General features: G+C 71.5%; 21 protein-coding genes and 1 pseudogene. 16 read left to right on the top strand and 6 right to left on the bottom strand.

Annotated elements, in window-relative coordinates; all coding sequences use genetic code 11:
- Window positions 1-37 precede the first annotated feature (37 nt).
- Window positions 38-703: a YggS family pyridoxal phosphate-dependent enzyme gene (locus AC3WLN_RS14915; protein ID WP_492482447.1), complete on the top strand. Its 666-nt coding sequence runs from the start codon at window positions 38-40 to the stop codon at window positions 701-703.
- 13 nt (window positions 704-716) lie between these two features.
- Here the strand turns inward: AC3WLN_RS14915 and AC3WLN_RS14910 are convergent, their stop codons facing one another.
- A complete protein-coding gene (locus tag AC3WLN_RS14910) occupies window positions 717-1,145 on the bottom strand; it encodes a MarR family winged helix-turn-helix transcriptional regulator (RefSeq protein ID WP_492482441.1) in 429 nt (142 codons plus the stop codon).
- Window positions 1,146-1,236: 91 nt separating this feature from the next.
- Between AC3WLN_RS14910 and AC3WLN_RS14905 the strand changes: the two genes are divergently transcribed.
- The 10 genes and pseudogenes from AC3WLN_RS14905 to AC3WLN_RS14860 all read left to right on the top strand — a co-directional run bounded on the left by AC3WLN_RS14905 (window position 1,237) and on the right by AC3WLN_RS14860 (window position 14,982).
- Window positions 1,237-2,553: an MFS transporter gene (locus AC3WLN_RS14905; protein WP_492482439.1), complete on the top strand. Its 1,317-nt coding sequence runs from the start codon at window positions 1,237-1,239 to the stop codon at window positions 2,551-2,553.
- A gap of 373 nt (window positions 2,554-2,926) precedes the next feature.
- Window positions 2,927-3,649, top strand: coding sequence for an amino acid ABC transporter permease (locus AC3WLN_RS14900; RefSeq protein ID WP_463772229.1), 723 nt, complete (start codon window positions 2,927-2,929; stop codon window positions 3,647-3,649).
- A gap of 40 nt (window positions 3,650-3,689) precedes the next feature.
- On the top strand, window positions 3,690-4,382 hold the full coding sequence (locus AC3WLN_RS14895) for an amino acid ABC transporter permease (RefSeq protein WP_492482437.1): 693 nt from the start codon (window positions 3,690-3,692) through the stop codon (window positions 4,380-4,382).
- Between the two features lie 106 nt (window positions 4,383-4,488).
- Window positions 4,489-5,217: an amino acid ABC transporter ATP-binding protein gene (locus AC3WLN_RS14890; protein ID WP_463780823.1), complete on the top strand. Its 729-nt coding sequence runs from the start codon at window positions 4,489-4,491 to the stop codon at window positions 5,215-5,217.
- 358 nt (window positions 5,218-5,575) lie between these two features.
- Complete coding sequence (locus AC3WLN_RS14885; protein ID WP_492482435.1) at window positions 5,576-5,731, top strand: hypothetical protein; 156 nt, start codon at window positions 5,576-5,578, stop codon at window positions 5,729-5,731.
- 241 nt (window positions 5,732-5,972) lie between these two features.
- Window positions 5,973-8,636, top strand: a complete 2,664-nt coding sequence (aceE, locus tag AC3WLN_RS14880; protein ID WP_492482433.1) for a pyruvate dehydrogenase (acetyl-transferring), homodimeric type — start codon at window positions 5,973-5,975, stop codon at window positions 8,634-8,636.
- Between the two features lie 52 nt (window positions 8,637-8,688).
- Window positions 8,689-10,104, top strand: a pseudogene (gene aceF / locus AC3WLN_RS14875) (dihydrolipoyllysine-residue acetyltransferase); the annotation flags it as partial.
- A gap of 40 nt (window positions 10,105-10,144) precedes the next feature.
- Window positions 10,145-11,998: a dihydrolipoyl dehydrogenase gene (gene lpdA, locus AC3WLN_RS14870; protein WP_492482431.1), complete on the top strand. Its 1,854-nt coding sequence runs from the start codon at window positions 10,145-10,147 to the stop codon at window positions 11,996-11,998.
- Between the two features lie 147 nt (window positions 11,999-12,145).
- Window positions 12,146-12,631 carry a hypothetical protein gene (locus AC3WLN_RS14865; protein WP_492482429.1) on the top strand — a complete coding sequence of 162 codons (486 nt, stop codon included), beginning with the start codon at window positions 12,146-12,148 and terminating at the stop codon, window positions 12,629-12,631.
- 104 nt (window positions 12,632-12,735) lie between these two features.
- Window positions 12,736-14,982, top strand: coding sequence for an NADP-dependent malic enzyme (locus tag AC3WLN_RS14860; protein ID WP_492482427.1), 2,247 nt, complete (start codon window positions 12,736-12,738; stop codon window positions 14,980-14,982).
- 485 nt (window positions 14,983-15,467) lie between these two features.
- On the opposite strand, the gene AC3WLN_RS14855 is transcribed toward AC3WLN_RS14860, so the two are convergent.
- On the bottom strand, window positions 15,468-16,007 hold the full coding sequence (locus tag AC3WLN_RS14855) for a L,D-transpeptidase family protein (protein ID WP_492482425.1): 540 nt from the start codon (window positions 16,005-16,007) through the stop codon (window positions 15,468-15,470).
- 437 nt (window positions 16,008-16,444) lie between these two features.
- Here AC3WLN_RS14855 and AC3WLN_RS14850 point away from each other — a divergent pair, with 437 nt between their 5' ends.
- Complete coding sequence (locus tag AC3WLN_RS14850; RefSeq protein ID WP_492482423.1) at window positions 16,445-17,131, top strand: response regulator transcription factor; 687 nt, start codon at window positions 16,445-16,447, stop codon at window positions 17,129-17,131.
- Window positions 17,132-17,205: 74 nt separating this feature from the next.
- On the opposite strand, the gene AC3WLN_RS14845 is transcribed toward AC3WLN_RS14850, so the two are convergent.
- Entirely contained in the window at window positions 17,206-17,934 is a 729-nt protein-coding gene (locus AC3WLN_RS14845; RefSeq protein WP_492482421.1) for a Crp/Fnr family transcriptional regulator, read from the bottom strand.
- A 453-nt stretch (window positions 17,935-18,387) separates the two neighbouring features.
- On the opposite strand from AC3WLN_RS14845, the gene AC3WLN_RS14840 reads away from it, so the two are divergent.
- The 4 genes from AC3WLN_RS14840 to AC3WLN_RS14825 all read left to right on the top strand — a co-directional run bounded on the left by AC3WLN_RS14840 (window position 18,388) and on the right by AC3WLN_RS14825 (window position 21,621).
- On the top strand, window positions 18,388-18,846 hold the full coding sequence (locus tag AC3WLN_RS14840) for a cyclic nucleotide-binding domain-containing protein (RefSeq protein WP_492482419.1): 459 nt from the start codon (window positions 18,388-18,390) through the stop codon (window positions 18,844-18,846).
- Window positions 18,847-19,212: 366 nt separating this feature from the next.
- Window positions 19,213-19,641, top strand: coding sequence for a hypothetical protein (locus AC3WLN_RS14835; protein ID WP_492482417.1), 429 nt, complete (start codon window positions 19,213-19,215; stop codon window positions 19,639-19,641).
- A 105-nt stretch (window positions 19,642-19,746) separates the two neighbouring features.
- Entirely contained in the window at window positions 19,747-20,601 is an 855-nt protein-coding gene (dapD, locus tag AC3WLN_RS14830; RefSeq protein WP_492482415.1) for a 2,3,4,5-tetrahydropyridine-2,6-dicarboxylate N-succinyltransferase, read from the top strand.
- Between the two features lie 144 nt (window positions 20,602-20,745).
- The gene (locus AC3WLN_RS14825; protein ID WP_492482413.1) at window positions 20,746-21,621 is read left to right on the top strand and encodes an alpha/beta fold hydrolase; all 876 of its coding nucleotides are present in this window, start codon (window positions 20,746-20,748) and stop codon (window positions 21,619-21,621) included.
- An 82-nt stretch (window positions 21,622-21,703) separates the two neighbouring features.
- Here the strand turns inward: AC3WLN_RS14825 and AC3WLN_RS14820 are convergent, their stop codons facing one another.
- From AC3WLN_RS14820 to AC3WLN_RS14810, 3 genes are all read right to left on the bottom strand, one after another.
- The gene (locus tag AC3WLN_RS14820) at window positions 21,704-22,360 is read right to left on the bottom strand and encodes an NrsF family protein (protein WP_492482411.1); all 657 of its coding nucleotides are present in this window, start codon (window positions 22,358-22,360) and stop codon (window positions 21,704-21,706) included.
- Window positions 22,353-22,961, bottom strand: coding sequence for an RNA polymerase sigma factor (locus tag AC3WLN_RS14815; protein ID WP_492482445.1), 609 nt, complete (start codon window positions 22,959-22,961; stop codon window positions 22,353-22,355). Before AC3WLN_RS14815 ends, AC3WLN_RS14820 begins: the two co-directional genes overlap by 8 nt.
- 223 nt (window positions 22,962-23,184) lie before the next feature.
- Complete coding sequence (locus AC3WLN_RS14810; RefSeq protein WP_492482409.1) at window positions 23,185-23,967, bottom strand: creatininase family protein; 783 nt, start codon at window positions 23,965-23,967, stop codon at window positions 23,185-23,187.
- Window positions 23,968-23,999 lie beyond the last annotated feature (32 nt).

Here is a 23,999-nt window from a genome sequence, read left to right as displayed (position 1 = left end):
CGTCGGCGACGCCCCGTCCCCCCCGAGCGCCGCCGACGTGGTGGCCGGGCTGGCGGCGGTGCGCCGGCAGATCGCCCAGGCGGCGGAGGATGCCGAGCGCGATCCGGCCTCGGTCGCCCTGGTGGCGGTGTCGAAGACGATCCCCGCCGCCGGCATCCTTCCGGCGCTCGAGGCCGGGCAGCGCCTGTTCGGCGAGAACTACGTGCAGGAATCGAAGGCCAAGTGGCCCGCCCTGCGGGAGCGCTTCCCGGATGTGGAGCTCCACCTCGTCGGCCCGCTGCAATCGAACAAGGCCCGGGAGGCGGTGGAGCTGTTCGACGTCATCCACGGCCTCGACCGGCTCTCCCTGGCCGCGGCCCTTGCCAAAGAGATCGAGCGGGCGGGACGGGCGCCCAAGCTCCTGATCCAGGTCAATACCGGCGACGAGCCCCAGAAGGGCGGCGTCTCGCCGTCCCAGGTCGACACCCTGCTCGCCGAATGCCGCGGGACCCACGGCCTCGCGATCCAGGGGCTGATGTGCATCCCGCCGGCGGAAGCCCCGCCCTCGCCCCACTTCGCCCTGCTGGCCCGCATCGCCGAGCGCCACGACCTGCCGATCCTGTCGATGGGCATGAGCGCGGATTACCCCGCCGCGATCCAGATGGGCGCGACCCATGTCCGGGTCGGGACGGCGATCTTCGGCGCCCGCCCCCGCAAGGGATAGGGCGCCTCCGGCTTCACACCGTCCGGACCACCCGCGCCAGGGCGCTGCGCAGGTCCGCCGCCGCCTCGGCGCCGTAGCGCGCCTCGAAGCCCGCCTGGGCCACGCGCCAGAGGGGCTCGGCCTCGGCGATGCGCCGCCGGCCCGCCTCGGTGAGATGCAGCGCCTTGGTGCGCCCGTCCGGTCCCGGCCCGACGGCGAGGAGGCCGTCGCGCTCCAGGGGCTTCAGGCCCCGGCCCATGGTGGTGCGGTCCATGGCCATGGCCTCCGCGAAGGCGTTGATCGAGATCGGGCCGAGCCGCCGCAGCCCCACCAGCATCGCGTATTGCGAGGTGCGCAGGCCCGCCGGCGCCAGGTGCCGGTCGTAGAACTGCGTCACCTGCCGGGCGCCCTGGCGGATCGCGGTGCAGTGGCAGAGGGGGGCGGGGCTCGCGGGCTCGGCCATCGGGGGTCCTGAAACGTCACCCTTGTCTAAAGCGTGCATATGCGCTTATGCAAGCGGGGCGCCCGCCCCGGCGGCGCTCCGGAGACGTGCCATGGCCGCCGATCCCACCCTGCGCCTGTCCGACGCCGTCGCGCGCGGCCTCGCCCGCCGCGGCGTGCATTACGGCTGGGCGGTCGCCGGCGTGACCTTCCTGACCATGCTGGTGACGGCGGGCGCGGTCGGGGCGCCCGGGGTCCTGATCCTGCCGCTCCAGAAAGAGTTCGGCTGGGACACGGCGACGATCGGCTCGGCGCTGGCCGTGCGCCTCGTCCTGTTCGGCCTGATGGGCCCCTTCGCCGCCGCCCTGATGAACCGTTACGGCCCGCGCCGGATCGTGCTCCTGGCCCTGGCGCTGATCGCCGGCGGCCTGCTGGCCTCCCTCGGCATGAGCCAAGTCTGGCAGCTCGTCCTGCTCTGGGGCGTGGTGGTGGGCATCGGCACGGGGCTCACCGCCCTGGTGCTCGGCGCCACGGTGGCGACGCGCTGGTTCTCGCGCTCGCGCGGCCTCGTGGTCGGCCTCCTCACCGCCAGTTCCGCCACCGGCCAGCTCGTCGTGCTGCCCCTGCTGGCCGCCCTCACGGAGGCGCTCGGCTGGCGCGCCGCCCTCCTGGTGATCTGCGCCCTGCTCCTGGCGGCGGGCCTCGGCGTCCTCGCCCTGATGCGCGACCGGCCGGAGGATCTCGGGCTCGCGCCCTACGGCGAGACGCGCCCCGTCGCGGCGCCGGCAGCCCCGGGCCCGAGCGCCGGCGGCGCCCTCGCAGCCCTGCGCGAGGCGGCCCGCACCCGCGTGTTCTGGGTGCTGTTCGCCACGTTCTTCATCTGCGGGGCCAGCACCAACGGGCTGATCCAGACCCACTTCATCCCCCTCTGCGCCGATTTCGGCATCGGGCCGGTGCAGGGCGCCAGCGTGCTGGCGGCGATGGGCGTGTTCGACTTCGTCGGCACGGTGGCCTCGGGCTGGCTCTCCGACCGCTACGACAACCGCTGGCTCCTGTTCTGGTACTACGGCCTGCGCGGCCTCTCGCTGATGTTCCTGCCCTTCTCGGACTTCTCCTTCGTGGGCCTGTCGCTGTTCGCGGTGTTCTACGGCCTCGACTGGATCGCCACGGTGCCGCCCACCGTGCGGCTGACCGCGGCGCGGTTCGGGCGCGAGCGCGCCAACCTCGTCTTCGGCTGGGTCTTCGCCGGCCACCAGCTCGGCGCGGCGACGATCGCCTACGGCGCCGGCCTCTCGCGCACGGAGCTGGCGAGCTACCTGCCGGCCTTCTTCGCCGCCGGGGCGCTCTGCCTCGCCGCCGCCCTGCTGGTCCTCACCCTCGGCCGCCCGGCGCCGCGGGGTGTCCCGGCGGCCACACCGGCCCGGGCCTGAGCGCCCCGGGGGCCGGAGCCCGCGCGCTCTGGTCCGGATGATGCTTGGGGGCGGGCGACGCTGTTCCGCCCAGGCTTGGCTGGGCGCCGGGTTCATTCCGTCGAGGTTGCATGTCGCATCGACCGCAGGCCGTCGGTCCGCCCCGTCCGGGCGGGGCGACGGCCTTTGCGCGGTGTAAACCCGGATCTGCCCGGAAAAGCAGCAAATCTTTGGAAATGTCAGTGTGGGACCGGGGCGCGACCCTCAAGGCCCTGGACCTTCCGCTCAAGGTCTCGGCACTGTCCGACACAGCACCGCCACATTCACGGGCGTTCGCCCGCCTTCTTGCCACGGGCGCTCGCCCGGATGCCCGACCACAGGGGACGACGACGCGATGAACTACAACTGGAACTGGGGCATCTTCTTCGAACAATCCCCGGAAGGCACCGGCACCTACGCCGACATGCTGCTCTCGGGCCTGACGTGGACGGTGGTGACGGCCCTCTGCGCCTGGGTGATCGCCTTCTTCCTCGGCTCCCTCATCGGCGTCATGCGCACCCTGCCCTCGAAGACCGCCAACGCCGTCGGCACGGTCTATGTCGAGCTGTTCCGCAACATCCCGCTCCTGGTGCAGATGTTCCTCTGGTACTTCGTCCTGCCGGAGGTGCTGCCCGGTTCCTGGGGCAACTGGGTCAAGCAGCTGCCGAACGCGCCGTTCTACACGGCCGTGGTCTGCCTGGGCTTCTTCACCGCCTCCCGCGTCGCCGAGCAGGTGCGCGCCGGCATCCAGGCCCTGCCCCGCGGGCAGAAGATGGCCGGCACCGCCATGGGCCTGACCGTCTACCAGACCTACCGCTACGTGCTGCTGCCCAGCGCCTACCGGATGATCCTGCCGCCGCTGACCTCGGAATTCCTGAACAACCTCAAGAACACCTCCGTGGCCCTGACCATCGGCCTGCTCGAGCTCACCGCCCGGGCCCGCGCCATGCAGGAATTCTCGTTCCAGGTGTTCGAGGCCTTCACCGCCGCCACCATCCTCTACGTCCTGATCAACGTCGTGGTGATCTTCACCTCCGGCTGGATCGAGCGCCGCGTCGCCGTCCCGGGCCATCGCTGAGGGATCGTCCTCAGCCCCCTCATCCTCAAGGATCGCCGCGATGCTCGCGAATTTCGACTTCTCCGTCATCACCTCCGCGCTGCCGTACCTGTTCCTCGACGGCATGCGCTTCACCCTGACGCTCACGGCCCTCGCCGCCCTCGGGGGCATCGTGCTCGGCACGCTCATCGCGATGATGCGGCTCTCCAGCATCCCGGTGATCCCGCAGGTGGCCAAGGGCTACGTCAACCTGATGCGGTCGCTGCCCCTCGTGCTGGTGATCTTCTGGTTCTACTTCCTGGTGCCCTATCTCGGGCAGTGGGTGACCGGGGCCGACCGGCCGATGACGGTGGGCGCCTTCACCTCGTCGCTGGTGACCTTCACGCTGTTCGAGGCGGCCTACTTCTCCGAGATCATGCGCGCCGGCATCCAGTCGATCCCCAAGGGGCAGGCCGCCGCGGCCTCGGCGCTGGGCCTGACCTACTTCGCCGCGATGCGGAGCGTGATCCTGCCCCAGGTCTTCCGCAACATGACGCCGATCCTGCTGACCCAGACCATCGTCCTCTTCCAGGACACCTCGCTGGTCTACGTCCTCTCGATCACCGACTTCCTCGGCGCGGCCTCGAAGATCGCCCAGCGCGACGGGCGCCTCGTCGAAATGTATCTCTTCGCCGCCGTGGTCTACTTCGCGGTCTGCTTCGTGGCCTCGATGGCGGTGCGCCATCTCCAGAGGAAGATTGCCATCATCCGCTGACGCCGGACGCTCCCCGCCGGATCGTCACCCTCGCATTCCGAGCCCTGAGGTTTTTTCCATGCGCACCCCGCTCAACACGTCGCAGGCCCCCGAGACTACCGGCCCGATGATCACCATGAAGTCCGTCAGCAAATGGTACGGCGACTTCCAGGTCCTCACCGACTGCACCACCGCCGTGAACAAGGGCGAGGTCGTCGTGGTCTGCGGTCCCTCGGGCTCGGGCAAGTCGACCCTGATCAAGTGCGTCAACGCCCTCGAGCCCTTCCAGAAGGGCGAGATCGTCGTCGACGGCACGCCCGTGCACGACAAGAAGACCAACCTGCCCAAGCTGCGCGCCCGGGTCGGCATGGTGTTCCAGCACTTCGAGCTGTTCCCGCATCTCTCGATCACCGACAACCTGACCCTGGCCCAGATCAAGGTGCTCAAGCGCGACCCGGGCGTCGCCCTCGACACCGGCCTCAAGCTGCTCGACCGGGTCGGCCTCTCGGCCCATGCCAAGAAGTTTCCCGGCCAGCTCTCCGGCGGCCAGCAGCAGCGCGTGGCCATCGCCCGGGCGCTGGCCATGAACCCGGTGGTGATGCTGTTCGACGAGCCGACCTCGGCCCTCGATCCCGAGATGGTCGGCGAGGTGCTCGACGTCATGGTGCAGCTCGCCCGCGAGGGCATGACCATGATGTGCGTGACCCACGAGATGGGCTTCGCCCGCAAGGTCGCCAACCGGGTGATCTTCATGGACAAGGGCGAGATCGTCGAGGACGCCACCAAGGACGACTTCTTCGGCAATGCCCGCTCGGAGCGGGCGCAGAACTTCCTGTCCAAGATCCTGGTGCACTGAGGGCCGGCACCGGTTTCGGCGCCCCGTCGTCCTTCCGAGGGAGGACGGCGGCACCGAAGCGGGGCCGTTTCCCGCTTCGGTCGTCTCCCCATCCCTGAGGAAATCCCGCGGCGAGGTCGACCCTGAACGAGCCCGAGCCAAGGTCTCACAACGTTCGGAGCGTCCTCGACCTCGCCGTCGCGATGATCCTCCTCGTGTTCATTTTCCCCGTGGCGCGCCGAACGGCGCGGGACCCGGGCGGCTCCCGTCGCGCAGCTTTGCGCGCGGGCTGCGCCGAAATCGCCTCCCTGCTGCGAGACCGCGCCTCCGGGGTGCCGTCCCGGCCGTCCCGTCATCCACGCCCCATGATCCTCGCCCCATGATCCTGGCCATCGGCTTCAGGGTCGGGTTTGCCCTGTTGGTGGCCAGCCGTGTCGCCTGGACCCACGCGACGTCTCTCGGAACAGCCGCGACGGTGCTGGGGGTCGTCTTGGCGGGGATCTGCATGGGCTGGATCATCCGGACCCAGCGCTGACCGGCGCAGCGGCCTACCCGAGGCCGCGCCGGACCCGACAACGCCGTCGGCACGGGTCTGGAAAGCCAGACAAAAAAATTGAAATCCGTAACAAATTTCGCAGACCAAAAACTTTCCGCTCTGCCGAAGCCATTGCCACATAAGACGAAAAGCGCTTGGTTGGCCGTGGCACGAACGCTGCTGACGGTGGCGAGCCAAAGAGCGGTCCGCGAGAGCCGCGAAAGAATTCCAGGAGGATGCCATGGAGCGTAGCCGCGACCTCGATCCCGTCGAGACGCAGGAATGGCTCGATTCGCTGGACGGCGTCCTCGACGTCGACGGGCCGGACCGGGCGCATTTCCTCATCGAGCAGGTCATCGACGGGGCCCGCAAGAAGGGCGCTCCGGTGCCCTATTCCGCCAACACCGCCTACCTGAACACGATCCTGCCCGAGAAGCAGGACCCGCATCCCGGCGACCGGGCCATCGAGCACCGCATCCGCTCGGCCATCCGCTGGAACGCCATCGCGATCATCCTGCGGGCGAACAAGGACTCGTCCGAGCTCGGCGGCCACATCGCCAGCTTCCAGTCCGCCGCGACCCTCTACGACACCGGCTTCATGCATTTCTGGCGGGCGGCCGACGCCAGCCACGGCGGCGACCTGATCTACGTGCAGGGCCATTCCTCGCCCGGCGTCTATGCCCGCGCCTTCCTGGAAGGCCGCCTGACCGAGGAGCAGCTCCTCGGCTTCCGGCAGGAGGTCGGCGGCAAGGGCCTGTCGTCCTATCCGCATCCCTGGCTGATGCCGGATTTCTGGCAGTTCCCCACCGTCTCCATGGGCCTCGGCCCCCTGATGGCGATCTACCAGGCGCGCTTCCTGCGCTACCTACACCACCGCAACCTCGCGCAGACGGACGGCCGCAAGGTCTGGGCCTTCATGGGCGACGGCGAGATGGACGAGCCCGAAAGCCTGGGTGCGATCGCGCTCGCGGCGCGTGAAAAGCTCGACAACCTCGTCTTCGTCATCAACTGCAACCTGCAGCGCCTCGACGGGCCGGTGCGCGGCAACGGCAAGATCGTCCAGGAGCTCGAGGCCGATTTCCGGGGTGCCGGCTGGAACGTCATCAAGGTGCTGTGGGGCTCGGGCTGGGACGCCCTGATCCAGAAGGATCACACCGGCATGCTGGCGCGCCTGATGGAGGAATGCGTCGACGGCGAGTACCAGGACTTCAAGTCGAAGAACGGCGCCTACATCCGCGAGCACTTCTTCGGGCGCTACCCCGAGACCGCGGCGCTGGTCGCCGACATGAGCGACGACGACATCTGGCGCCTGACCCGCGGCGGCCACGATCCGCGCAAGGTCTTCGCCGCCTACAGCGCCGCCTCCAAGCACAAGGGCCAGCCGACCCTCATCCTCGCCAAGACCGTCAAGGGCTACGGCATGGGCGAGTCCGGCGAGGGCCAGAACATCACCCACCAGCAGAAGAAGATGGGCGAGGCGGTCCTGCGCCAGTTCCGCGACCGCTTCCAGATCGACCTGACCGACGACCAGCTGAAGGAGATCCCCTTCATCAAGTTCCCCGAGGGCAGCCCCGAGCACCGCTACCTGATGGCGCGGCGGGAAGCGCTCGGCGGTCCGCTCCCGGCCCGGCGGCGCACATCGCAGGCCCTGGAGATCCCGCCGCTCTCGGCCTTCTCGGCCCAGCTCAAGGAGACCGCGGGCCGCGAGATCTCCACCACCATGGCCTTCGTGCGCATCCTCAACACGCTGCTGCGCGACAAGAACATCGGCAACCGCATCGTGCCGATCGTGCCCGACGAGAGCCGCACCTTCGGCATGGAGGGCATGTTCCGCCAGTTCGGCATCTTCTCCCAGGTCGGCCAGCTCTACCGGCCGGAGGATGCCAACCAGCTCATGTACTACAAGGAGGACAAGAACGGTCAGATGCTCCAGGAGGGCATCAACGAGCCGGGCGCGATGTCGTCCTGGATCGCGGCCGCGACCTCCTACTCGCATTCCGACGCGCCGACGATTCCGTTCTACGTCTACTACTCGATGTTCGGCTTCCAGCGGGTCGGCGACCTCGCCTGGGCGGCGGGCGACATGCGGGCCCGCGGCTTCCTCATCGGCGGCACGGCGGGGCGCACGACCCTGAACGGCGAGGGCCTGCAGCACGAGGACGGCCACAGCCACCTGATCTCGTCCACCATCCCGAACTGCGTCTCCTACGACCCGACCTTCTCGTATGAAGTGGCGGTGATCGTGCAGGACGGCCTGCGCCGGATGTATGCCGAGCAGGAGGACGTGTTCTACTACATCACCGTGATGAATGAGAACTACGAGCACCCCGGCATGCCGGAGGGCGCGGAGGCCGACATCATCAAGGGCATGTACCTCTCCCGGGAGGGGCCCAAGGAGACGAAGCAGGGGCACCGGGTCCAGCTCCTGGGCTCGGGCACCATCCTGCGGGAGGTGATCGCGGCGGCCGAGCTGCTGGAGCGGGATTTCGGGATCGGCGCCGACATCTGGAGCTGCCCGAGCTTCACCGAGCTGCGCCGCGACGCGATGGCGGCGGAGCGCTGGAACCTCCTGCACCCGCTCGAGGGCAAGCGCCTCTCCCATGTCGAGACCTGCCTGACCGGCCGCACCGGCCCGGTGATCGCGGCCACCGACTACATGCGCCTGTTCGCCGACCAGATCCGCACCTGGGTGCCCGGACGCTACCGGGTGCTCGGCACCGACGGCTTCGGCCGCTCCGACTACCGGGCCCGCCTGCGCGACTTCTTCGAGGTCAACCGGCACTGGGTCGTGGTGGCGGCCCTGCACAGCCTCGCCGAGGAGGGCGTGATCCCGGCCCAGACCGTGGCCGACGCCCTCGCGAAGTACGGCATCGACACGGACCGGCCGGCACCCTGGACCGTCTGATCCGACTTGGCACCGACCGCCCGAGCGCGGCCGGCGCCCCGATCCTTTCCGCCATCATCGACGACAAGCGACCGCACGAGGGGGCCCGCGAGAGGCCTCGACTCAGAGCCAGGGAGAACGCGCAGTGGGCATCGAGATACAGATTCCGGACATCGGCGACTTCAAGGACATCCCGATCATCGAGATCCACGTGAAGGAGGGCGACACGATCGGGCCCGACGACCCGCTGGTCTCGCTGGAATCCGACAAGGCGACCATGGACGTGCCCTCGCCGAGCGCCGGCGTGGTCGAGAGGATCCTGGTCAAGCTGGGCGACAAGGTCAGCGAGGGCTCGCCGCTCCTGGTCTTCAAGGGCGAGGCGTCCCAGGGTGACGGGAAGGGCGCCGAGACGGCCGCCGACGCGCCCGCCGGCGCCGACAGCGCCGCGCTGCTGGCCAAGCAGGAGCCGGCCCCGAGTTCCCCATCGGCCCCGAGCGCCGCCCCGGCCGCCGGTGCGTCCGCTCCGTCGGCCGCGCCCGCCGGCACCCTGCCCGACTTCTCCCAGGTCCATGCCAGCCCCGGCGTGCGGCGGCTGGCCCGCGAGCTCGGCCTCGACCTCACCGCCGTGAAGGGCACCGGCGAGAAGGGCCGGATCACCAAGGAGGACGTGAAGGGTCACCTCACCCGCTCGGCCGCCCCCGCGCCGGCGGCCTCCGGCACGGCCGCCTTCTCCGGCGGCGGCATGGGCATCCCGGAGATCCCGGCCGTCGACTTCTCGAAATTCGGCCCGGTCGAGACGCAGCCCCTGTCGCGGATCAAGAAGATCTCCGGCGCGCACCTGCACCGGTCCTGGCTCAACGTGCCGCTCGTCACCCACCAGGACGAGTCGGACATCACCGAGACCGAGGCCTACCGCAAGGAGCTCGACAACGCCGGCAAGGAGCTCAAGGACAAGGGCTACCGCGTCACCCTGCTGGCCTTCCTGATCAAGGCCGCGGTCTCTGCCTTACGCAAGCACCCCGAGTTCAACGCCTCGCTGTCGCCTGAGAAGGACGCGCTGATCCTCAAGCGCTACTACAACATCGGCGTCGCGGTCGACACGCCGGACGGCCTCGTGGTCCCGGTGATCAAGGATGCCGACCGCAAGGGGATCATCGAGATCAGCCGCGACCTCGGGGCGATCTCGGCCAAGGCCCGCGACGGCAAGCTCTCGGCCGCCGACATGCAGGGCGCCACCTTCTCGATCTCGAGTCTGGGCGGCATCGGCGGCACCGCCTTCACGCCGCTGGTCAACGCGCCGGAAGTCGCCATCCTCGGCGTCGCCCGCTCCAAGATGAGCCCGGTCTGGAACGGCACGGAGTTCAAGCCGCGCCTGATCGTGCCGCTCTCCCTCTCCTACGACCACCGCGTCATCGACGGCGCGCTCGCCGCGCGCTTCGCCCGCCACCTCGCCCACGTCCTGGAGGACGTCCGCCGCCTCGTCGTCTGACGAAGCCCGGCCCACGCGACCCAACGAGTGAGGTGAAGCGATGAGCAGCAACGACGTCCACCTGCCGGATATCGGCGACTTCAAGAACGTGCCCGTGATCGAGGTCAGCGTCAGCCCCGGCGACGTGATCTCGGCCGACGACGTGATCATCGTGCTGGAATCGGACAAGGCCACCATGGACATCCCGTCCCCGGTGGCCGGTACGGTGGCCGAGGTGCGGATCAAGCCGGGCGACACCGTGAGCCAGGGCGACCTGATCCTGGTGATGGCCGAGGCGGCCGGCGCCGGCGCGGCCAAGCCCGCCGTGACCGACACCACCAAGGCGGGCGCGCCCGCGAACGGCGCGGGCATCCCGGGCCACGCCCCGGGCGAGGGCCAGGCCGGCTACGGCTCCTCGGCCACCGCCACTGGCGGGGCCGCGCCTGCGCCGGCCCCGAAGGGCGCGGCCCCCGTCTCCGGCGAGGCGATGCGGGCCCAGGTCCTCGTCATCGGCGCGGGTCCGGGCGGCTACACCGCCGCCTTCCGGGCGGCCGATCTCGGCCAGTCGGTGGTGCTCGTCGAGCGCTGGCCGTCGCTCGGCGGCGTCTGCCTCAACGTCGGCTGCATCCCCTCCAAGGCCCTGCTGCACGCCGCCAAGGTCATCGACGAGAGCCATGCCATGGCGGCGCACGGCATCTCGTTCACGGCGCCGCAGATCGACATCGACAAGCTGCGGGCGTGGAAGGACGGGGTGGTCAAGCGCCTCACCGGCGGCCTCTCGGGTCTCGCCAAGCAGCGCAAGGTCACGGTGGTGACGGGCGAGGCCCGCTTCGTCTCGCCCCACCAGGTCGCGGTCGCGCACGAGGGCCAGACCCGGATCATCGGCTTCGACCACGCCATCATCGCGGCCGGCTCCGAGCCCGTGCAGATGCCCTTCATCCCGCACGACGACCCGCGGGTCATCGACTCGACCGGCGCGCTGGAACTCGACGGCGTGCCGGCCCGCCTCCTCGTCATCGGCGGCGGCATCATCGGGCTGGAGATGGCCACCGTCTACCATGCGCTCGGCTCGAAGGTGACCATCGTCGAGCTGATGGACCAGATCATCCCCGGCGCGGACAAGGACATGGTCACGCCGCTGATGAAGCGGATCTCGAAGCAGTACGAGGCGATCCACCTCAAGGCCAAGGTCACGGCCGTCGAGGCGACGCCGGCGGGGCTGAAGGTCTCCTTCGAGGGCGGCACCGCGCCGGCCAGCGACACCTTCGACAAGGTGCTGGTCTCGGTGGGGCGGCGCCCGAACGGCCAGCGCATCGGCGCGGAGGCGGCGGGCGTGGCCGTCGACGCGCGCGGCTTCATCGCCGTGGACCGGCAGATGCGCACCAACGTGCCCCACATCTTCGCCATCGGCGACGTGGTCGGCCAGCCGATGCTCGCCCACAAGGCGACGCACGAGGGCAAGGTCGCGGCCGAGGTGGCCGCCGGCAAGCCCAGCGCCTTCGACGCCAAGGTCATCCCCTCGGTGGCCTATACCGACCCGGAGGTGGCCTGGGTCGGCCTGACCGAGAACGAGGCCAAGGCGAAGGGGATCAAGGTCGGCAAGGGCGTCTTCCCCTGGGCGGCCTCCGGGCGCTCCCTGGCGCTGGGACGCGAGGAGGGCCTGACCAAGGTCCTGTTCGACCCCGAGACCGACCGCATCCTCGGCTGTGGCATCGTCGGCCCGTCCGCCGGCGACCTCATCGCGGAGGCCGCGCTCGCCATCGAGATGGGGGCGGATGCCGAGGATATCGGCCTGACCATCCACCCGCACCCGACCCTGTCGGAGACGATCGGCTTGGCGGCGGAGGCCTTCGAGGGCACCATCACCGACCTCTACATGCCCCGGAAGGACGGGCCCAAGAAGGCCGGCCACTGAGGCCGGTCACCGAGGCCGGTCGCGGGGCCCGGGCCCCTCGGGGGCGGACGGGCGGGACCGGCCGCCGCATCGGGAAGACAGGATCGCGCCGGGGCCGGCGCGATCCTCGCGGAGCCCCGTCGGGCTCCGGCTTCGGGAGACGCACGGATGCCATCGAACCCACCCGATTCCGATCTCGCTGCGGACCGGGCGCTCCGGCGCGCCGAGGCCGCCCGCGATGCCGTTGCGGAGGCCCTGGACGACCATCTCGAGCGCCTCGCCGCCCTCGGCCGGACGGCCGGCGGCGACCTCGACGCGGACCTGCAGGCCGCCGGTCGGCTGGTGGCCCGCACCACCCAGCGCCAGCTCGCCGCCAACCTCACCCTGGTGCAGGCCATGATGGCGGCCCGCACCCTGCCGGCCCTGCTGCAGGTGCAGCAGGATTTCCTGCGCCGGCAAATGGACTGGGCCGTGCGCGACTGGGACCGCGCCCGGGCGCAGGCCCTGGACCTCCTGGCCGAGGGCCGCCGGGCGGCCCGGGGTGAATCGGCCGGACATCCCGAGCCGGGGGGACATCCCGAGCCGACCGAAGACCCGGATTCGGCCGTGGAGCCCGATCCGGCCGCGCCGCCGGCCGGTCCCGTCCCCTCCTGAGCCGCCGGCCCCCGAACCCATTCCGAGATGACCCATCCGGATGCCACCGACCCCGCCCGCGGCGGGGCGGACGGCGCCTGTCACCCGAACCGAAGGACCGCACCATGAGCAAAGACACCGACCTGCGCACCGCCGGCGCCGCCGCGAATGCCGATGCCGGCACCGAGGCCGCCCTGACCCGGGCCGCCCTCGACTATCACCGCTTCCCGACGCCGGGTAAGATCGCGGTCCTGCCCACCAAGGACATGAGCACCCAGCGCGACCTGGCGCTCGCTTATTCCCCGGGTGTCGCCGCCGCCTGCATGGCGATCCACCACGCGCCCGACGAGGCCTACAACCTGACCTCCCGCGGCAACCTCGTCGCCGTCATCACCAACGGCACCGCGGTGCTCGGCCTCGGCAACATCGGCGCATTGGCCGGCAAGCCCGTGATGGAGGGCAAGGGCTGCCTGTTCAAGAAGTTCGCCGGCATCGACGTGTTCGACATCGAGATCGACGAGACCGACCCGGAGAAGTTCATCGAGACCGTCGCCCGGCTGGAGCCGACCTTCGGCGGCATCAACCTCGAGGACATCAAGGCCCCCGAATGCTTCGTCATCGAGACGAAGCTGCGCGAGCGCATGAAGATCCCGGTCTTCCACGACGACCAGCACGGCACCGCCATCGTCGCCGCCGCCGCCCTGATCAACGCGCTGCAGGTGGTGGGCAAGCCGATCGAATCCGCCCGCCTGGTCTGCTCGGGCGCGGGCGCGGCCGCCATCGCCTGCCTCAACATCCTGGTGGGCCTCGGCCTGAAGCGCGAGAACATCCTGGTCTGCGATTCCCGCGGCGTCGTCTCCACCGACCGGCTGGCCAGCCTCGACGCGCAGAAGCGGGCCTATGCCCGGGACACGCAGGCCCGGACGCTGGGCGACGCGGTCGCGGGCGCCGACATCTTCCTCGGCGTCTCCCAGGGCGGCGTGCTCAAGCCCGAGATGGTCGCCGGCATGGCCGACAAGCCGATCATCCTGGCGCTCGCCAACCCCGACCCGGAGATCCTGCCGGCGCTGGCCAAGCAGGTGCGGCCGGACTGCCTCATCGCCACCGGCCGCTCGGACTATCCCAACCAGGTCAACAACGTCCTGTGCTTCCCTTTCATCTTCCGGGGCGCCCTCGACGTCGGCGCCACCGAGATCAACGAGGCCATGAAGCTCGCCGCCGTGCGCGCCATCGCCGACCTCGTCCATGCCGAGCAGTCCGACGTGGTGGCCGCCGCCTACGGCGCCCACGACCTGCGCTTCGGGCCGGACTATCTCATCCCCCGGCCCTTCGACCCGCGCCTGATCACCACCGTCGCCCCGGCGGTGGCCCAGGCCGCCATCGACAGCGGCGTCGCCACCCGGCCCTTCAAGGACGTCGAGTCCTACCGCCGCTCCCTGGAGCGCCTGGTCTACACCTCCGGCACGGTGATGCAGCCGGTCTTCGCCGCCGCCTCCGAGGCGGGGGCCAAGCGGATCGCCTATGCGGAGGGCGAGGAGGAGCGGGTGCTCCGCGCCGCCCAGGTGGTGGTGGACGAGCGCCTCGCCACCCCGGTCCTGGTCGGCCGGGCCGAGACCATCGCGCGCCGGATCGCCAGCCTCGGCCTGCGCCTCCGCATCGGCACGGACGTGCAGGTCGCCGAGACCGAGTCCGACGTCGGCGCCACCGTGCAGGCCGCCCGGCTCCTCGCCGCCGGCGCGGTCGACGGCATGCTCTGCGGCACCACCGGCACCTATCCGGCCCATCTCGCGGAGGTGACCGGGGCGATCGGCCTGAAGCCGGGCGCGCAGGGCCTCGCCGCCATGGGCCTGCTGCAGCTGCCCCGGCACACGCTGTTCATCTGCGATCCCTACATCCACCGGGACCCGAGCGCGGCGGAGATCGCCGACATGACCGTGCTGGCCGCCGCCGAGATGCGCCGCTTCGGACAGACGCCGCACGTCGCCCTGGTCGCGTCCGCGAATTTCGGCAGCGTCGACGATCCGGTCTCGCGCAAGATGCGGGAGGCCCTCGCCCTGATCCGCGCCCAGGCGCCGGATCTCGAGGTCGACGGGGAGATGTCGGCCGACACCGCCCTGAGCCGCACGATCCTCGGCCGCCTGCGGCCGGATTCGGCCCTCACCGCCGAGACCAACCTCCTGGTCATGCCGAACCTGGAGGCGGCCAACATCACCTTCAACGCCCTGAAGGTGGTCGCCGGCCAGAGCGTCTCCGTCGGCCCGATCCTGCTCGGCGCGGCCAAGCCCGTGCACATCCTCACCCCCACCGTCACCGTCCGCGGCATCGTCAACATGACGGCGCTGACGGCAGCCTCGGCCGAGGCGGTGGCCTAAGGGAAGAAGGGGAGGGGCCTTCGCCTCTCCCCTTCTTGGCTTCGCGTGCGCAGCGTGCCGGCTGCGCATGCGCTCCGTCCCGACGGCGACGTGATACAGCCAGCACCACACCGTCATTCCGGGGCGCGGCAAGCGAGCCCGGACCCGCGGGGGCGCGCCGGAGGCGTGCAATCCAGAGCCGCTGACGATGCAAAGCCTTGCACCACCCGTGCGTCTGGTCCCGGGTTCCGCTGCGCGGCCCCGGGATGACGGGGGTGAGGGCAGCCCGCGCGTGTCAGGCCGGATGGGGGGTGAGACCTCGAGCGCGCATGCACCGGACAGCCGGCTACACGCTTGCTGAGCCGGCAATTGTTCCCCGCGATCCCTGACCGGTCCCGTGGCCGGATGGTCGAACGCGGCGGATGCGGCGGACGTGGCGCAGCGCCCCGTGCGGGACGCGCCGGATGCCGAACCTTCCGGGGCCGTGCCCGTCCGCCTGAACCCGGTCAGCCGATCCGCATCCGGGTGCCGGGGCCGACCCGGCGCAGCAGGCGGACGAGGTCGGCCCGGCGCAGGGCGACGCAGCCCTCGGTCGGCAGGAAGCCGCCCCGGGCCACGTGCAGGAAGATCGCCGAGCCGCGCCCGGGCCGGATCGGGCCGCGGTTGTAGTCGAGATCGACCACGAGGTCGTAGAGCCCGTCCTCCCGCCACATCCGCTCGTGACCGACCCCCGGGGCGGGCAGGCGGATCGGCCGGTTGTAGCGCCGGTCCCGGGCGTCGTCGCACCAGCCGTCGCCCGGCGCGCTCGGGCGCAAGGGGAGGGGGCTCGCCGGCCGGCCCGCGAAATGGTCCGGCCGGTAGACCCCGCCGCGCAGGCGGAACGTGCCCCGGGGCGAGGCGCCGTCGCCCTCGCGCTTGGCCTGCGCGATCCCGCTCCGCCCGAGGGCGCAGGGAAGGACGGCCCCCCCGGCCAGGAGCTGGCCCCGGCTCCGGTCGGTCACGAGGGCGCGCACCCGCAGGCGGGGGAGGGTGGTCCGCTTCGTCATCGTCGGCTTCATCGGCTCCGGTCGCGGGGTTTCGGCGGGTCGGGTCTCGGCAGGTCGGGTCTCGGCAGGTCGGGTCTCGGCAGGTCGGGTCCCGGATCGCGTGCGGTCCCGGAGCCGCCACGGCAAATCCGCCACCGCAAGTCCTTCACCGCAAGTCTCGGCCGTGAAGTCTCGGCCGGCGAGCGCATCGCGCGTGAAACTTTTTCCGGGTCCGCCTCGTTTCAGGGATGTTAGGCTGTGCACAACCGTATTGTGCGCGGCCGGGATTGTTGGTTTAATGAGCATATGGCGATCGACGCAAGCCAAGACGTAGGGCGCATGTCGTCACGAGACCTGCGTGTCGCGTTGCCCCCGGCGATCCTCTACGCTACCGCCCGCCTGCTGGTCTCAAAGACCCGTCGGCGCGTCCTGCACACTGCCTGAAAGACCTTCGGTCGATGCCGAATACCCATCGCCTGCTCATCTGCGACGACGACGCCTCGCTGCGCGAGACGCTGACGGAGCAGCTCGACCTCTACGAGGAATTCACCGTGCTGACCGCCCCGGACGGGCAGAGCGCCGTGACCCGCGTGATCGAGGACCGGATCGACCTCGCGGTGATGGATGTCGGCCTGCCGGACATGGACGGACGTGAGGCCGTGCGGGCCATGCGCCGCGGCGGCTATCGCGGCCCGGTCATCATGCTGACGGCGCAGGATTCCGAGGACGACACGGTCGAGGGCCTGGAGGCGGGCGCCAACGACTACGTCACCAAGCCGTTCAAGTTCGCGGTCCTGCTGGCGCGCATCCGCGCCCACCTGCGCAGCCACGAGGCCAGCGAGGACGCCGTGTTCCAGATCGGCCCCTACACCTTCCGCCCCGGCGCCAAGCTGCTGGTGGGCGAGCGCGGCTCGAAGCTGAAGCTCACCGAGAAGGAGACCGCGATCCTGCGCTTCCTCTACCGGGCGGGCCGCGAGGTGGTCGGCCGCGACACCCTGCTGGCCGAGGTCTGGGGCTACAACGCCCAGGTCACCACCCACACCCTCGAGACGCACATCTACCGCCTGCGCCAGAAGATCGAGCCGAACCCGGCCTTGGCCGCGATCCTCGTCACCGAGGGCGGCGGCTACAAGCTGCTGCCCTGAGCGGGCCGGCGCTGGCGCCCCCCGCGCGCCGATCAGGGGCGCCCGCCTCGTCCGGCCCAGGCGTCGGGGCCGCCTCAGCGGTCCGCGGCGCCTGTCCCGATCAGGCGCTCGTATTCCGCCTCCGCCAGCCCGTAGCTCCCGTCCGCCGTCTCCCGCAGGCGCGCCCGGTCGCGGATCGTCACGCGGCCGCGCTGGGCCCGGATCAGGCCGTTGCCCGCCAGGGTCTGGACCGCGATCGTCGCGCTGGCGCGCTGCACCCCCACCATCGCCGCCAGGACGTCGTGGGTGATGCGGATCTCGTCGCCCCCGGCCCGGTCGTGGCACATCAGCAGCCAGCGGGCGAGGCGCACCTCGATGGTGTAGAGCGCGTTGCTGTGGACGGTCCCCGACACCTGCAGACCCTGGACGTGGACGTAGCGCAGCAGGACGCGCCGCAGGGTCCGGCTGCCGGCGACCGCCTCCCTCAGCGTGGCCGCCGGGATGCCCAGCATCACCCCCGCCTGCCGGACCAGGGTGCGGTGGGGCGTGCGGTCGGCATCCAGCAGGACGGGCGCGGCCCCGATCAGGCCCTCCCGCCCGATCAGTCCGATCTCGACCCGGCCCGCGGCCCCGTCGGCCACCACCGAGCCGTAGCCGCTCTCGGGAAAATAAAGGGTCTCGATGGCGACCGCCGGCGTGATCAGGACGTCCAGGTGCGCAACCGCGACGCGCCGGAAATGCGGGCCGAGGCGCGCGAAATCATCGGGCGCCAGTGTCCGGAGCAGGCGGTTCTCGACGGCCGATTGCAGCAGCGGTGCCATCATCCGCCTCCGGACGGCGAAGGCACCCGGTCTGGCGTGACCCGGCGTGGTTTGACCTGGCCTGGCGTGACCCGGCGTCGTTTGACCTGGCTTGGCCCGGGCATCGTCACCTCCAGGTCTCGATCAGAACCCGGACATCCTAGCAGTGTTCGGGGCCTGGAACAGGCGGCGACCGGTTTTGCCGGGTGGGAGACGGGCTGCGTCTGAAATCTGCCGCGCGGGAGATGTATCGGGCTCGCCGCAGACCGGACTTGCCGCAGGTGAGACTTGCCGCAGGTGGGACTTGCCGCAGACGGGACTTGCCGCAGACGGGACTTGGCTCACCCTCGACCCGGCGCGTGGCGGGCCTCGCGCAGGCGGCGGGGTCCGGGGCGCCGTTTCGTCCGCCCGCCGGTTCGGCTAAGCTCCCGGCGACCCGGCGCAGGCCGCCCGGGACGGGGCAGGACGGGAGGGCAGGTGGGGCTCGACGACGACATCGCGATCCTGAGCGCCGCGCCGCTGTTCGGCTTCCTGAGCCGGGACGCCCTGCGCCTGCTCTCCTTCGCCGCCGAGCGCCGCAGCCTCGCGGCGGGCGAGCGCCTGTTCGCGCAGGGGGATCGCGGCGACGGCGGCTACGTGGTGATGTCGGGCGGCCTCGCGCTGACCCCGCGGGGCGGCCGCGCGGCCCCCGTCACCGTCGGGCGCTCGAGCCTGATCGGGCGCCTCGCCCTGTTCCAGCGCGGCGAGCGCCCCTGCGACGCCGACGCGGTCGGCCCCGCCGAGGTGATCCGCATCACCCCCACGCTGATGCGCCGGGTGCTGGAGGAGTTCCCCGACGCCGCCCGCGCGATCCACGGCGAGCTGAGCGCCGACCTCGCCGGCTTCGCGGGCGACCTCGCCGGCCTGAGCGACCGGTTCGACCGGATCGCCCCGTAGGCGAGGGGGCGTCCCCGGCTCCGGGGCTCCCTGCGGCGCGTCCTCCCGAACGGGGCGGCCCGGCGCGGCCCGGGGGTCGACCGGGGCGAACATCAGATCATCCGGCCGGAATGTCTTGGCCTTCCGAATCCCTTGAGGCATCGCGCCGCTTCAGGGTTCGGGCGCGATGGTCTCTCGAAGTATTGTCCGATCGGCCCATCTGTCCAATTCGGGGCCAAAGCCCCGGCGGCGACAAACCGCCCCGATTTCGAAACCATTTGTGATGGTTTTCGGTGCAAGCTCGGTCCTGCGCGTCGTCCGGCGCGCGGACGGAGGCCGTTCCCCCGCGCGCCTCGGGGCCGGCCGGATGGGCGAGGGGGTGATGCCATGGCGGAAGCCTCAGACGAGAGACCGCGGGGATGGGCCGCGCAGGCGGCGGCCGTCGCCGTGTTCGCGGCCGTGGTCGCGGGCGCGGGCTACCTGGTCTACGAGCGCTCGACCCGGCTGCTGATCTGCTACGAGACCAACGCGACCCTGCCCGACGAGGCCTATGTCGACATCATGATCCGCGACATCGTCAAGAACGGCGATCACGGCGGCCGGGCCTATGCCAGCCGGCTCGACTATCTCGGGGACAAGACCGAGTGCTGCACCATCGAGCGGGTGCCGAGCGCCGTCGCCGAGGGCCGGCCGGCCAAGCGCGAGGTCTCGGTCTCGGCCAAGTACTTCAACACCACGATGCAGGACTACTTCTTCATCGAGCGCCGCTACGACGCCTGCGGCCATGCCAGCTCCAAGCCCATGACGGCCGGCTAGTCCGTGACCGCCGGCTGATTCATGAGGGGCGGCCGCGAAGGTGACAGGCCGGACGGGCTTTTGTAAGCACGGGGCCCGTCCCGAACCGTTGCCGGAACCCGCCCCATGTCGCACCCCGCGTCCGCCGCCGACCTCGCCGCCACCATCGAGACCGCCTGGGAGGAGCGCGCCGGCATCGACACCGGCACCAAGGGCGCCGTGCGCGAGGCCGTCGAGGAGGCCCTGGAGCTGCTCGATTCCGGCAAGGCCCGGGTCGCCGAGAAGATCGGCGACGCCTGGCAGGTGAACCAGTGGCTCAAGAAGGCGGTGCTGCTCTCCTTCCGGCTCAACGACATGGAGATCATCCATGGCGGCCCCGACGGCGCGACCTGGTGGGACAAGGTGCCCTCGAAGTTCGAGGGCTGGAAGAAGAAGCACTTTCGCGAGGCCGGCTTCCGGGCGGTGCCGGGCTGCGTCGTGCGCCGCGGCTCCTACATCGCCCCGGGCGCCGTGCTGATGCCGAGCTTCATCAACCTCGGCGCCCATGTGGGCGAGGGCACCATGGTCGACACCTGGGTCACCATCGGCTCCTGCGCCCAGGTGGGGAAGAACTGCCACATCTCCGGCGGCGCCGGCATCGCGGGCGTGCTCGAGCCGCTCCAGGCCAACCCGGTCATCATCGAGGACAATTGCTTCATCGGCGCCCGCGCCGAGGTGGCCGAGGGCGTGATCGTCGGCGAGGGCAGCGTGCTCTCCATGGGCGTCTATATCGGCGCCTCCACCAAGATCATCGACCGGACCACCGGCGAGGTGATGTACGGCCGCGTGCCGCCCTACTCGGTGGTGGTCTCCGGCACCACGCCGGGCAAGGACCTGCCCGACGGCAGCCCCGGCCCGGGCCTCTACTGCGCCGTGATCGTCAAGCGCGTCGATGCCGGCACCCGCTCCAAGACCGCCATCAACGAGCTCCTGCGCACCTGATCCGAGGGCGCGTCGCCGGCATCCCGTGATAGCGTTCCGAGCGAAGCCCCCTTCGGGGCGGCGCTCGGTCGCGTGCCGGAGCGGCCGGCCCCGCCCCATCTGGGGCCGGTGGAATCGTCGCGGATGCGAGGAGAGAGGCGTACGATGATCGACCCGGCCCATTCCGCCCGCAGCTTCGCGCTGACCTTCGCCGGGCGCCGCGTGCCGACCCCCTACGACGTCGTCGGCGGCGGCCCCGACGCCCTGCTGCTGCCGGCCCTGTCCTCGATCTCGGCCCGGGTCGAGATGCGGCCCCTGGCCAAGGACCTCGGCCACGCCTACCGCTGCCTCGTGCCGGACTGGCCGGGCTTCGGCGACCATGTCCGCGCCCGGGTGCCGATGAGCCCGGAGACGATGCACGCCTTCCTCGACGCCCTGCTGGCGGCGGCCCCCGGCCCCTACGCCCTCGCGGTCGGGGCCGGCCACGCCGCCGGCTACCTCGTGGCCGCCGCCCGGCGCCATCCCGGGGCCTTCGCGCGCCTCGTCCTCGTCGCCCCGACCTGGCGGGGCCCGCTGCCCACCGCCCTGGGACCCGAGCGCCAGGGCCTGTTCGCCGGCCTGCGCCGGGCCGTCGAGCTGCCGCTGCTGGGCGACGCCCTCTACCGCATCAACATCAGCCGCCCCGTCATCGGCCGGATGATGCGCGCCCACGTCTATGCCGACCCGGACCACGTCACCCCGGGGGTCATCGCCGACAAGCACGCCATCACCCGCCAGAACGGCGGCCGCTTCGGCACCGCCGCCTTCGTCACCGGCGGCCTCGACCCCTTCGCGAACCGCCGGGACTTCCTCGACCTGTTCGAGGCCCCCGGCCTGCCGCCCGTCCTGGTCCTGCGCCCGGAGCGGGCCCCGCGCCGCTCCGGCGCCGAGATGGACGCGCTGATCGCCACCGGCCGGGTCGCCCGGGCCTCGGTGCCGGGGGCGCTCAGCCCGCACGAGGAGTATCCGGGCGAGGTCGCGGACGCGATCCGCGCCGCCTGAGCGCCGCGGGCCGGACCCGCGCGCGACCTCGACGCGACCGCGCCGGTATACCGGCGCGTTCCCGACCCCGCCCCCGCGGCTCTCAGCCCCGCCGCAGCAGGCGTCCGCCAGCCAAGCCGTTGGCGGCGATCACGAGGCCCACCACGAGCGCGTGGAGCGCGAGGTCCGTCGCGGTGGCGTCGTGCGGATGGAACGGCACGAGGAGTGCGGCGGCGGTCGCGGCCGCCGAGAGTCCCGCCAGCGCGGCCGTAAGGTTGGGCCGCAGCGGGCAGGCGCGGCGCAGCATCCAGACGAGGACCAGCGACAGCGGGATCGAGACGGCGAGCAGGAAGACGACGCATCCCCCCGTCTGGTGCAGGCCGGCGGGGTCGGTCACCGTCCAGTCCCGCAGGCAGCCGGCGCCGCTGGCCCCGATCCAGAACGCGGCCGGCCCCAGGGGCAGCAGCGCCCAGGCGGCGGAGCGCCCCGGCACGCTGGTCTGGAACGCCGCGACCGCCGCCGTGAGGGCGGTCGCGACCGCGCCGAGGGCGGCGTAGCGCAGATCGGCCACCGCCATGCGCAGGCGCAGGGCCTCGAGGTCGGCGAACGGCAGCAGGGCGAGCCCCAGCCCGAGGGCGAGCGCGCACCAGGCGAGCGCCCGGAACCCCGGCGCCGGCAGGCGCCGGACGGGCCGCAGACCGCCCGCGAGGCTGTCCACGAGGCGGTCATGCGCGGATGTGCGGGTCGTCGCGTCAGACATCGTGTGTTCCTCGCGCGTCCGTCCGGGACTCGGCCGCGTCCGGGTCGGCGGATCCCGGCCCGAGCGTCCGGCGCAGGGCCTTGAGCGCCCGGTGCAGGTTGACCTTCAGGGCGCCCTTGCTGCGCCCCGTCAGTTCGGCGGTCTCATCTAGGCTGCGCTCCTGCAGGGCGAGATGTTCCACCGCCTGGCGCTGCCCCTCGGGCAGGGCGGCCACCGCCCGGGCGAGGACCCGTTCGCGGTCGCGCGCCTCCAGGCCCTGCCCCGGGGCAGGGCCGCGATCGACCTCCGCCTCGTAGGCGATGGGGTCGTGGACCTCCCGCGGGCGCCGGCCGGCCCGGCGCATCCCGTCGATCGCCCGGCGCTGGGTGATGGCCCGCAGCCAGGGCAGGAAGGGCCGGGACGGATCGTAGGTCGCCCGCGCCCGGTGGATCGTCAGCAGCACGTCCTGCACCACGTCGTCCACGGCCTCGGGGCGGACGCCCTGCGCCCGCGCCATCGCGGCGATCACCGGCAGGCAGTCGCGCAGCAGGCGACGATAGGCTTCCGCATCGCCCGCCTGGGCCGCCGCCATGCCGGCCGCGAGCGCCTGGTCCTGGCTCATGCGCTCAGCGATCCCCCGACGCACCGCCGTCTGGCCGATGCCTCGGGCCCAGCCGAAGGCCTCGCGCGTGGGCGCTGCAGGCAGGTCGTGTCCGGCCGGGACGGCGCAGGCCATCGGGTAGGCTCCCTGATCCGAGAGGTCGGGCGTCTCGCATCAGGCCTGTTCGCGCCGACATCCCCCAAGGTTACGGAGCGCATGGGACCGAACCCATCCTTTCGACGTCTCAGCCGGCGAGGTCGAAGCGATCGACGTCATGCAGGAGTTCGAGGAAGGCCCGCGCGCCGTGGTCGAGGGCACGGTCCCCCGCCGCCGCCGTACCGAGGCGGGCATCGCCGATGGCACCGGCCGGGTTGAGGTCTTCCGCCCGCCAGGCGAAGGCGGCAGGGCGGCCGGCGCGCAGGTGGGTGAAGGTGCGCGCCATCGCCAGCGTGCGCGGCGTGAAGTCCGCGACCTCGCCGCGCCGCACCAGATCCGGCCGCAGGGCGAGCATCAGGGCGGTCTCGATGCCGCCGCCATGGATGCCGTGACGAATCTCCTCCTCGGGGAACAGGCCTTCTGGATAGCCGAACCGGCTCCAGGCGGTGGTCACCGCCACCATCGCGTGGCGCCCCCGCAGCTCCCCGGCCACGAGGTCGATCAGGCCGCTGTTGCCTCCGTGCGAGGTGACGATGACGAGTTTCGTGCAGCCGGCCCGGTGAACGGCAGCGCCGATTCCGGTCCAGGCCTGGAGAGCCGTCACGGTGGTCAGGGACAGGGTTCCGGGGAAGCTCTCGTGCTCGTCGGACTTGCCGACGGTCTGAACGGGCAGAAGCAGCACATCGAGCCCGTCGGCAGGGAGCGCCATCAGGCGTGCGAGGTAGCCCTCGGCGATGATCGCATCGGTGGCCAGCGGCAGGTGCGGACCGTGCTGCTCAATGGCGGCGATGGGCAGCACCGCGATGGCGCGACTCATGTCGCGAGCCCGGATCTCATCGGTCGTCAGCTCGGCCCAGTGGCGTACCGGCATCCCCACGCTCCTCGGGCGGGGTATCGAACCGC

Source organism: Methylobacterium sp. FW306-05-D (assembly GCF_058782155.1).
The sequence above is the reverse complement of the archived record's forward strand: the minus strand, read 5'-3'. Positions and strand labels throughout refer to the sequence as shown.

Coding starts and splice junctions, on each gene's coding strand:
- AC3WLN_RS14910 (WP_492482441.1), bottom strand. CDS start 1,145: ATGGCCGAGCCCGCGAGCCCCGCCCCCCTCTGCCACTGCACCGCGATC.
- AC3WLN_RS14905 (WP_492482439.1), top strand. CDS start 1,237: ATGGCCGCCGATCCCACCCTGCGCCTGTCCGACGCCGTCGCGCGCGGC.
- AC3WLN_RS14900 (WP_463772229.1), top strand. CDS start 2,927: ATGAACTACAACTGGAACTGGGGCATCTTCTTCGAACAATCCCCGGAA.
- AC3WLN_RS14895 (WP_492482437.1), top strand. CDS start 3,690: ATGCTCGCGAATTTCGACTTCTCCGTCATCACCTCCGCGCTGCCGTAC.
- AC3WLN_RS14890 (WP_463780823.1), top strand. CDS start 4,489: ATGATCACCATGAAGTCCGTCAGCAAATGGTACGGCGACTTCCAGGTC.
- AC3WLN_RS14885 (WP_492482435.1), top strand. CDS start 5,576: ATGATCCTGGCCATCGGCTTCAGGGTCGGGTTTGCCCTGTTGGTGGCC.
- aceE (WP_492482433.1), top strand. CDS start 5,973: ATGGAGCGTAGCCGCGACCTCGATCCCGTCGAGACGCAGGAATGGCTC.
- lpdA (WP_492482431.1), top strand. CDS start 10,145: ATGAGCAGCAACGACGTCCACCTGCCGGATATCGGCGACTTCAAGAAC.
- AC3WLN_RS14865 (WP_492482429.1), top strand. CDS start 12,146: ATGCCATCGAACCCACCCGATTCCGATCTCGCTGCGGACCGGGCGCTC.
- AC3WLN_RS14860 (WP_492482427.1), top strand. CDS start 12,736: ATGAGCAAAGACACCGACCTGCGCACCGCCGGCGCCGCCGCGAATGCC.
- AC3WLN_RS14855 (WP_492482425.1), bottom strand. CDS start 16,007: ATGACGAAGCGGACCACCCTCCCCCGCCTGCGGGTGCGCGCCCTCGTG.
- AC3WLN_RS14850 (WP_492482423.1), top strand. CDS start 16,445: ATGCCGAATACCCATCGCCTGCTCATCTGCGACGACGACGCCTCGCTG.
- AC3WLN_RS14845 (WP_492482421.1), bottom strand. CDS start 17,934: ATGATGGCACCGCTGCTGCAATCGGCCGTCGAGAACCGCCTGCTCCGG.
- AC3WLN_RS14835 (WP_492482417.1), top strand. CDS start 19,213: ATGGCGGAAGCCTCAGACGAGAGACCGCGGGGATGGGCCGCGCAGGCG.
- dapD (WP_492482415.1), top strand. CDS start 19,747: ATGTCGCACCCCGCGTCCGCCGCCGACCTCGCCGCCACCATCGAGACC.
- AC3WLN_RS14825 (WP_492482413.1), top strand. CDS start 20,746: ATGATCGACCCGGCCCATTCCGCCCGCAGCTTCGCGCTGACCTTCGCC.
- AC3WLN_RS14820 (WP_492482411.1), bottom strand. CDS start 22,360: ATGTCTGACGCGACGACCCGCACATCCGCGCATGACCGCCTCGTGGAC.
- AC3WLN_RS14815 (WP_492482445.1), bottom strand. CDS start 22,961: ATGAGCCAGGACCAGGCGCTCGCGGCCGGCATGGCGGCGGCCCAGGCG.
- AC3WLN_RS14810 (WP_492482409.1), bottom strand. CDS start 23,967: ATGCCGGTACGCCACTGGGCCGAGCTGACGACCGATGAGATCCGGGCT.